This is a genomic window from Nonomuraea mesophila, assembly GCF_004352805.1.
GTDB classification, from domain to species: domain Bacteria; phylum Actinomycetota; class Actinomycetes; order Streptosporangiales; family Streptosporangiaceae; genus Nonomuraea; species Nonomuraea longispora.
This window is the reverse complement of sequence record NZ_SMLD01000261.1, coordinates 1-9,364: the sequence shown is the minus strand read 5'-3', so window position 1 is coordinate 9,364 and position 9,364 is coordinate 1. Positions and strand designations below refer to the sequence as shown.

Below are 9,364 nucleotides of genomic sequence, written 5' to 3'. Positions count from 1 at the left end.
GGCGTGGTCGGGTTGCGGATGTCCGGCGGCTCGATCGACGCGGTCGTGGCCATGCTGGCGATCTGGCGAGCCGGGGCCGCCTACCTGCCGCTCGATCCCGCCTACCCGGAGGAGCGCCTGCGCACCATGGCCGCCGTGGCCTCCCTCGTCGTCTCCGACGGCTTGGTCATCGAGGACGGCCCGGCGCGGAGACCGGCCGGCGAGCCGGAGACGGCAGCGGGCGGGACGGCGCACGACGGGCAGGACGGGCAGGCGCAGGAACCGGGCGGCGAGACGGCGTACGTGCTGCACACCTCCGGCTCGACCGGGGCGCCGAAGGGCGTCGTGGTCGAGCATGCCGGGCTTGCCGAGCGGGTCCGGTGGATGCGGGCCGTCTACGGGCTGCGTCCCGGCGACCGCGTGGTCCAGCTGGCCGCGCTGGGTTTCGACACCCACGCGGAGGAGATCTTCCCGGCGCTGGCGGCGGGCGCCACGGTCGAGTTGCTGCCCGGCGGCGGTTCCGCCCTGCCCGAGCTGCTGGCCCGGCGGCCCGACGTCACCGTGCTCGACCTGCCGACCGCCTACTTCCACCACCTGGTGAGCATGATCGACGACGTCGCCTGGCCCGGACACCTGCGCCTGGTGATCCTCGGCGGCGAGCAGGTGCGGGCCGGAGCGGTGGCGCGCTGGCGTGAGCGCTTCGGTGACCGGGTGCGGCTGGTCAACACGTACGGGCCGACCGAGACGACGATCATCGCCACGGCGGCCGAACTGCGCGGCGGCGATCCGCGCCCGCCCATCGGCCGCCCGGTCCGCGCGACCACGGTCAAGGTGCTCGACGCGTACGGGAGCCCGGTGCCTCCCGGCGCGCCGGGCGAGCTGCACGTCGGCGGTCCCGGTGTGGCCCGCGGCTACCTCGGCGGGCCCGATCCGCGGTTCCTGTCCGGGCCGGTGGGCCGCGTCTTCAGGACGGGCGACCGGGTGCGGTTGCGGCGGGACGGGCAGCTGGAGTTCCTCGGGCGGCTGGACGACCAGGTGAAGGTGCGCGGGTTCCGGATCGAGCCGGGCGAGGTCGAACAGTGCCTGCTCGGCCACCCGGACGTCCGCGAGGCCACCGTGCTCGCCAGGGACGGCGACCTGGTCGCGTACGTCGTCCCCGCCACGAAGGGCTCCTCCCCGGCCGTCCCCGCCACGAACGGCTTCTTGCCGGCCGCGCACGACCGCACCGCGTACGACCCCACCACGCACGACCCCACCACGCACGACCCCACCGCGCACGACCCTGCCGCGTACGTCGCCAGGAGGCTCCCTCCGTACCTCGTTCCCACGCGCTGGGTCGTGCTGGACGCCCTCCCCCTCACCCGCAACGGCAAGGTGGACCGGCGCGCGCTGCCACCGCCGGGCCCGGCCGTGGGCGGTGACGTCCAGCCCCGTACCGACGCGGAGGAACTGGTGGCGGACGTGTGGGCGGAGGTGCTCGGTGCGGGCGGGATCGGCGCCTTCGACGACTTCTTCGCCCTGGGCGGCCACTCGCTGCTCGCGATCAGGGTGGCGGCCAGGCTGCGCGCCCTGGCGGGCGTGGACCTGCCGATCCGCACCCTTTTCGACCGCCGTACGGTGGCCGAGCTGGCGGTCGCCGTCGAGGAGGCGCTGGCCGCCGAGGTGGCGGTGTTGTCCGACGAGCAGGCGAGGAGCCTGCTGGATCGGGAGGGCTCGTGACGGAGCTGAGCGAGGCGCAGCGGGCGCTGTTGACGCAGCGGCTGCGCAGGCGCCGCCCGGCTCAGGCGGCCGGGCCGTCGATCCCCGTGCTGCCGCCGGGCCAGGCGCCGCCGCTGTCGTACGCGCAGGAGCGGCTGTGGTTCATGGAGCAGTACGCGCCCGGCAGCCCGGCGCACACCATCCCCCTGGTGCGGCGGGTACGCGGCCCGCTCACCGAGGACGCGCTGGCGGCGGCGCTGAAGCGGATCGCGGCCCGGCACGAGCCGCTGCGCACCACGTTCCCCACGGGCCCTGACGGACAGCCCTCGGTGCTGGTCGCGCAGGAGGCGGCGGTGCCCGTGGCGGTGGCGCGAGCGGAGTCGGCGCAGGCGGCCAGGGCGCTGGTGGGCCCGTTCCTGGCCGAGCCGTTCGACCTGGCCTCAGGGCCGCTCATCAGGGCGCTGCTGGTACGGCTGGCCCCCGGCGACCACGTGCTGGCCATCGCCGTGCACCACATCGCGGCCGACGGCTGGTCGGCGAACGTGCTGCTGCGCGAGCTCGTGGCGCTGTGCGGCGGCGAGGCGGTGCCCGACCTGCCCGTGGGCTACGGGGACTTCGCCGCCTGGCAGCGGGACCGGCCGGGCGGCGACGTGGAGTACTGGCGGGAGCGGCTGGCCGGGCTGGAGCCGCTGGAGTTGCCCACGGACGCGCCGCGCCCTCCCGAGCTGACCCACGCGGGGGCCGCGCACGCCTTCTCCGTCGGCGCGGAGCTGGCCGGGCGGCTCGACCGGTTGGGGCGCGAGCACGGTGCCACCCCCTACATGGTGCTGCTGGCGGCGTTCGCGGTGCTGCTCGGCCGGTACGCGGGCCAGCGGGACGTGACGATCGGCTCCCCCGTCGCCGGCCGGCCGGTGCCGGAGCTGGACGGGCTGATCGGGTGCTTCGTCAACATGCTGGCGATGCGGGTCGACCTGTCGGGCGAGCCGACGTTCGCGGAGCTGCTGCGCCGGGTGCGCGAGACGGCCGCGGACGCCTACTCGCACCAGGAGGTGCCGTTCGAGCGGCTGGTGTCGGAGCTGAACGTGGCGCGGGAGCCGTCGCGCTCGCCGGTGTTCCAGGTGATCCTCGCCATGCAGAACTACGGCGGCGAGCCGGAGCCGGGGGCGCTGGCGTTGGAGGGGTTCGAGCCGGGACGCTGGGCGACCCGGTTCGACCTGGAGCTCTACACCGGAGGCGACGGGTCGTTCCTGTTCGTCTACAACACCGCGCTGTTCTCGGCCGGGCGGATCGAGCGCATGGCGGGGCACCTGGCCACGCTGCTCGCCCAGGTGGCCGGCGCCCCCGAGACGCCGGTGGCGGAGCTCGACCTGCTCACGGCCATCGAGCGGGAGGAGCGGCGGCGCTGGAACGACACCGCCGCCGACCTGGGCCCGCCCGGCCTGCTGCCCGACCCGGTCCGTGACTCCGGTGCCGTCGCCGTGGTGCATCCCGGGGGCGTGCTGACCTACGCCGAGCTGCTGGGGCGGGCCCGCGCGCTGGCCGCCGAGCTGGTACGCGCCGGCGCCGGCCCCGGGCGGCTCGTCGCCGTGGTGATGGAGCGGGGCTGGGAGCAGGTCGCCGCCGTCCTGGCGATCAACCTGGCCGGTGCCGCGTACCTGCCGGTCGACGCCGACCTGCCCGACCAGCGGCGTTTCGAGCTCATCGAACGCGGCGGGTGCGAGCTCGCGGTCACCCAGCCGTGGCTGGACCTCTCCTGGCCGGACGGCCTGACCCGGTTCACCGTCCCGGACGCCGCCGGCGACGCCCGGGAGAACCCCGCCACGCCCGGCGACCTCGCGTACGTGATCTTCACCTCGGGCTCGACCGGCACGCCCAAGGGCGTGATGATCGAGCACCGGGCCGCCGTCAACACCGTGCGCGACCTCAACCACCGCTACCGGATCGGCCCCGCCGACCGATTCCTCGCCCTGTCGGCGCTCAGCTTCGACCTGTCCGTGTACGACGTCTACGGCGCCCTCGCCGCGGGGGCCGCCCTCGTCATGGGCGAGCCGTCGGGCGACAAGGACCCCGCGGCCTGGGCCGAGCTGGTCGCCCGGGAGCGCGTCACGGTCTGGAACTCCGTGCCCGCCCTCATGGAGCTGCTCGTCGACCATGCCGAGCACGAAGGGACCGACCTCGGCTCGCTGCGGCTGGTGCTGCTGTCGGGCGACTGGATCCCGCTGACCCTGCCGGACCGCATTCGCGCCCTCGCCCCCGAGGCCGAGGTCATCAGCCTGGGCGGCGCCACGGAGGGCTCGATCTGGTCCATCTCCTACCCGATCGGCGCGGTGGACCCGGCGTGGACGTCCATCCCGTACGGCCGGCCGCTGGCCAACCAGACCTTCCACATCCTCAGCCCCGGCCTGCGGGACGTCCCGGTGGGGGTGCCCGGCGAGCTGTACATCGGCGGCGCGGGCGTCGCCACCGGCTACTGGCGCGACCCGGACAGGACGGCCGCCTCCTTCGTCACCGGCCCGTACACCGGCGAGCGCCTCTACCGGACCGGCGACCTCGGCCGCTACACCGGCGACGGCACCATCGAGTTCCTCGGCCGGGCCGACGCCCAGGTCAAGATCCGCGGCTACCGGATCGAGCTCGGCGAGATCGAGACGCACCTCGCCCGCCACCCGGACGTCGCCGAGTGCGTGGTGACCACCGACGGCGAGGGCACGGGGGCGCGGCTCGTCGCGTACGTGGTCGGGGCCGGCGCCGACCCGGTGCCGCTGCGGGCGCACCTGGCCGAGACGCTGCCCGCGTACATGATCCCTGCCCGTTTCGTCCCGCTCGACCGGCTGCCCCTGACGGCCAACGGCAAGGTGGACCGCCGCCGCCTGCCCGCGCCGTCCGCCGTCCCCGAGGCGGACGGCGCGCGGGCGGAGCCGAGCACGGACACCGAGCGCCTGGTGAGCGCCGTCTGGGCGGACGTGCTCGGCGTCACGGACTTCGGCGTGGACGACGACTTCTTCGACGCCGGCGGGCACTCGCTGCTCGCCATCAAGGTGGTGGCCCGGTTACGCAGGGAACTGCCGCCGGGGTCGGCGCCCATCGCGGTGGTCGACCTGTTCAAGCACCCGACGGTCAGGGAGCTGGCCGCCCACGCCGACGGAGGCGCCTCCGGGCCGCGTCCCCTCCTGCACGAGCTGACGCCGCGCCGGAGCGGGCCCGCCGACCTCACATACGTGTGCGTCCCGTACGGCGGGGGCGCCGCGGTGGCGTACCAGCCGCTGGCCGACGCCCTGCCCGCCACGCACGCGCTGTGGGCGGTGGCCATCCCCGGGCACGACGTGGGGCTCGACGAGGACCCGCAGCCGCTGGAGGAGGTGGCGGAGCGCTGCGTGGAGGAGATCCTGCGGAAGGTACACGGCCCGCTGGCGCTGTACGGTCACTGCGGGGTCGGTTCGGCGCTGACCGTGGCCATCGCCCGGCGGCTGGAGCAGGCCGGGCGGCCGCTGGAAGCGATCTACATCGGGGCCATCTTCCCGTTCGCCCGGCCGGGCAACCGGATGCTGGCGGCGTTGTCGCGGCTGGCCAGGCGCGAGTACATGCGCAGCGACCGCAGCTACGCCAACTGGCTGACGTCGATGGGGCTCGACATGAGCGACCTCGACCCGGGGCAGGCGCGGCACATCATCAGGAACATGCGCGAGGACACGGAGGCGGCCGAGGAGTACTTCACCGGGCTGTTCCGCAGCTCCGTGACGCCGCTGCGGGCGCCGATCATCAGCGTGGCCGGTGAGCGGGACCCGGCGACCGAGTTCTTCGAGGAACGGTTCAGGGAGTGGCACTTCCTGGCGCCGGTGACGGCCGTGGTGGAGCTGGACGAAGCCGGCCACTTCTTCCTGAAATATCGGGCGCAGGAGCTCGCCGAGATCGTCACCGGCGTCCACGAGGCGGTCGCCTCGGGAGGCGAGGCGTCGGGACCCGACTGGCGCCTGCGCGAGGTGTCCAGGACGGAACCCGGCCCCCGGCCCGCGCCGCCGGGCGAACAGACCGGTGGGCGGGCCGCACCCGAGCCGAGCATGCGCCGCTTCCTCGGCGTCGTGATCGGCCAGCTCGTCTCGATCATGGGTTCGGCCCTGACCGAGTTCGCCGTCCCCCTCTGGATCTACCTGACCACCGGCTCCCTCGCCCAGTTCGCCCTTCTCGCCGTCATCGGCCTGGTGCCGGGGATGCTGGTGGCGCCGCTGGCGGGAGCCGTGGTCGACAGGAACGACCGCCGCACCGTCATGCTCGCCGGCGACTTCGCGGCCATGGGCACCCAGCTCATGCTGGGCGTCCTGCTCTGGACGGGCAACCTCCAGACGTGGCACGTCTACCCGCTGCTGGCGGTGTTGTCGGTGGCGCTCACCTTCCAGCGCCTGGCGTACAGCTCGGCGATCCCGCAGCTCGTCCCCAAGCGCCACCTCGGCCACGCGAACGGCATCGTGCAGATGGCCGGCGGCATGACGCAGCTGCTCGTGCCGCTGGCGGCCGTCGGGCTGATGGCCGTCATCGGGCTGGAGGGCATCCTCATCCTCGACGTCATGGGGTACGCGTTCGCGATCGTGGTGACGTCGCTGGTGCGTTTCCCCGCGCGGCTGGCCTGGCGGCGCAAGGAGCCGGTCGTGGCCGAGCTGGTCGCCGGGTTCCGCTATTCCTGGGGCCATCACGGTTTCCGGCGGATGTTGCTGTTCTTCGCGGCGCTGAACATCTTCCTGTCGCCGCTCTTCCTCATGCTCTCGCCGCTGGTGCTCTCGTTCGCCGACCTGCAGGACGTGGGACGCATCTCCTTCCTGTCGGGGCTCGGAGTGCTGCTCGGCGGCCTGTCGATGACGGTGTGGGGCGGGCCGGGGCGGCACCGGATGCGGGCGGTGCTCTGGTGCACGCTCGCGCTGGCGGCGTTCTGCCTCGTCACGGGGCTGCGGGCGGATCTCGTGACGATCGGCGTCGGCGCGTTCGGCATGTCGTTGTGGCTGACGCTGCTCAACGGCATCTACGCGACCATCGTGCAGGTGAAGGTGCCGCAGCGTTTCCACGGGCGGGTGTTCGCGCTGAACACGCTGATCGCCTGGTCGACGCTGCCGATCGGCTTCGGGCTCGTGGCGCCGTACGGGGCGGCGGTGTTCGATCCGCTCGTGGCCCCGGACGGGCCGCTCGCCTCCACGGCGGGCGTACTGGTCGGCACCGGGGAGGGGCGCGGCGTCGGGCTGATGTACGTGCTGTTCGCGGTGGCGATGGCGGTGGTGGCGCTGGTCGCGCTGCGTTCCCGGCTGCCGTCGCTGGTCGACGGGGGCGCCGACGCGCTGCCCGACGACCTGGTGGGTCTACAGGCCCTCGGACGGCGTCCCCTCTAACGTCTCCTTCAGCGCCTGGAGGAAGAGCACGGCGTCCCTGCCGTTGATCAGGCGGTGGTCGTACGAGAGGCCGACCACCGCCACCGTACGCTCCCCCTCCCGCTGCGGGGAGGTGAGGGCGACGGCGCACGCCTGGCCGGGGAAGACGATCGGCACCGCCATGACGACGTCGGCGTCGTGGTGCAGGGTGACCACGATGGTGCCGCCCGCGAGTTGCTCCTCCTTGAACCCGCCGCGCTGGGCCAGTTTCCGGTACGCCGCCAGCTCTCCGGCGATCTCGCCCACGGACTTCGTGTCGGCGTCCCGGATGACGGGGACGTAGAGCCCCGCGCCGAGATCGATGGTGACGCCCACGTGCGGCGACTCGGGCACGCCGGCCGTGCCTTCGCCGACGAGGGTCGCGAAGAACAGCGGGAAGTCGCGGTGCCGGCGGGCGACGGCGGAGATGAGCAGGTCGGGCAGGCCGACCAGCCTGCGCAGCCGCCGCGTGAGGTCGCGTGCCGCGGCGACGGCCCGCCCCACGTCCACCTTGACGGCGGTGTACGCGGCGGGCACGGTCTGGTGCGAGAGGCTCACGGTCCTGCCCACGGCCCGCTGGTTCCCGCTCAGCGCCCGCAGGCTCCTGCCGCCGGGCGTGGGCGTGCCCCGATCGGCGGTCACCGGTCCAGGCTCGCCGGGGCCGCCTTCACGGTGTGCCGGGCCGGCGGCCAGGCGTTCGACGTCGGCGCGGCGTACCACCTTCACCGGAAGCGCGCGCACCCGCTCCGGGTCGACGCCCAGCTCGTCGATGAGCGCCTGAGCGGGCGCGGTGACCAACGGCCCGTCACCGGTCCCCGCCCCCGTCGATGCGGCGGGCGCGGGCGGGTGGAGGGGAGGCGGACCGGAGGTTCGCTCCGGGAGGGCGACGCGGGCGATCGGGTCGCCGGGGGCGATGTCGCGGCCCGCCGGCGTCAGGTGGGTCAGCACGCCGTCGTGCTCACTGACCAGCTCCTCCACCGTCTTCGACGTCTCCACCTCCGCGACCACCTCGCCCGCGCGCACCGGCCCTCCGTCCCGCACGAGCCAGACGGTCAGCACGTACGCCGAGTCGTTCGTGTTGAGCTTGGGCACCCGGATCTCATCCATCGAGGCCCTCCAGTACGGCGCGTCGGATCGTGTGGTCCTGCACCAGCACGTCGCGTTCCAGGTGGGCTGCCGTGGGGATGACGCTGTCGGCCGAGCTGACCAGCTTGACCGGCCGCCGCAGCCGCCCCCAGAGCCGGGTGTGCAGGTCTGCGGCGACGTGGCCGCCCCAGGTGCCGCCCGCGCTGCCGTCCTCGGCGACGCAGATCAGCGGCGCCCGCCCGAGCAGGTCGAGGAGGGGCGCCGGGTCGAACGGGTACAGGCGGGAGGGGACCAGGAGCACACCGGCCAGGTCGTGGCCGAGCAGCAGCGCCCGCATGGCCGCCAGCGCCCGGTGCGCCAGCCCTCCGGGGACGATCAGCGCATAGTCGAGGTCGCCGGAAGGGACGTCCAGGCAGCCCGAGGGGTCGCCGGCCGGCGCGGGGCCCGGGTCGAGGCGCACGACCGCGACGTCGCCCGCGAGATCCCACCGGAACAGCTCCTCCGCGACTCCCGGCGGGTACATGCGCCGCGTGTAGAGCACCTTGTCCTCGAAGTACAGGCACGGCTCCTCCAGGGCCAGCATGCGGTCGAGGACGGCCCGGTTGTCGTGGAACGGCGACATCTCGAACAGCGACAGGCCGGGGATGCCGATGAAGTGTTTCTGCGGGTTCTGGCTGTGCGTGGGGCCGTAACCGCGGTGGCCTCCGGAGGGGCAGCGGATGACCAGGGGCATGGGGACGCGGGCGCCGTACATGGTGACGGACTTGCTGGCGAAGTTGAGGATCTGGTCGAAGGCGAGCGCGGCGAAGTCGGCGAACATGATCTCGGCGATCGCCTTGCCGCCCGCGAGTGCCAGCCCGGAGACCGCCCCGACGATGGTCCCCTCGCTGAGCGGGGTGGTCAGGACGCGGTCGGGGAACCGGGTCGACAGGCCCTTAGTGATCTTGAAGGCGCCTCCGTAGGGGTCGAGCAGGTCCTCGCCGAGGACGTACACGGAGGGGTCGTCGTCCAGGAGGCCGTGGAGCGCGCGGTTGAGGTCCTCCCCCACCCGGTCACCGCCACGGCCCGGAGCTCCGGGAGGCTCGGCCGCACGTACGCCGCCGCCCGGACCTCCGGGAGGCGCGGCCGGGCTCACGCCGCCGTCCAGGTCGCCGGTGGGCGGGCGGACACGTCGGCGGCGATCTCGTCGACGCGGGCCCGCGCCTCCTCCT

At 74.1% G+C, this 9,364-nt stretch carries 4 protein-coding genes; 2 read left to right on the top strand and 2 right to left on the bottom strand.

Translation table 11 applies throughout. The features are described 5' to 3' along the window. Together E1295_RS45540 and E1295_RS45535 are read left to right on the top strand one after the other, a co-directional pair. Positions 1 to 1,698: non-ribosomal peptide synthetase (locus tag E1295_RS45540; RefSeq protein WP_132641230.1), on the top strand; the 1,698-nt coding region annotated here is incomplete at its 5' end. After that, the gene (locus tag E1295_RS45535) at positions 1,695 to 7,049 is read left to right on the top strand and encodes a non-ribosomal peptide synthetase/MFS transporter (RefSeq protein ID WP_132641228.1); all 5,355 of its coding nucleotides are present in this window, start codon (positions 1,695 to 1,697) and stop codon (positions 7,047 to 7,049) included. The genes E1295_RS45540 and E1295_RS45535, both read left to right, overlap by 4 nt. Here E1295_RS45535 and E1295_RS45530 read toward each other — a convergent pair. After that, on the bottom strand, positions 7,020 to 8,174 hold the full coding sequence (locus tag E1295_RS45530) for a 2-oxo acid dehydrogenase subunit E2 (protein ID WP_132641226.1): 1,155 nt from the start codon (positions 8,172 to 8,174) through the stop codon (positions 7,020 to 7,022). The two genes, E1295_RS45535 and E1295_RS45530, sit on opposite strands and share 30 nt — an antisense overlap. Continuing rightward, a partial coding sequence (locus E1295_RS45525; RefSeq protein WP_342775974.1) for an alpha-ketoacid dehydrogenase subunit beta occupies positions 8,167 to 9,364 on the bottom strand: 1,198 nt, incomplete at its 5' end. The genes E1295_RS45530 and E1295_RS45525, both read right to left, overlap by 8 nt.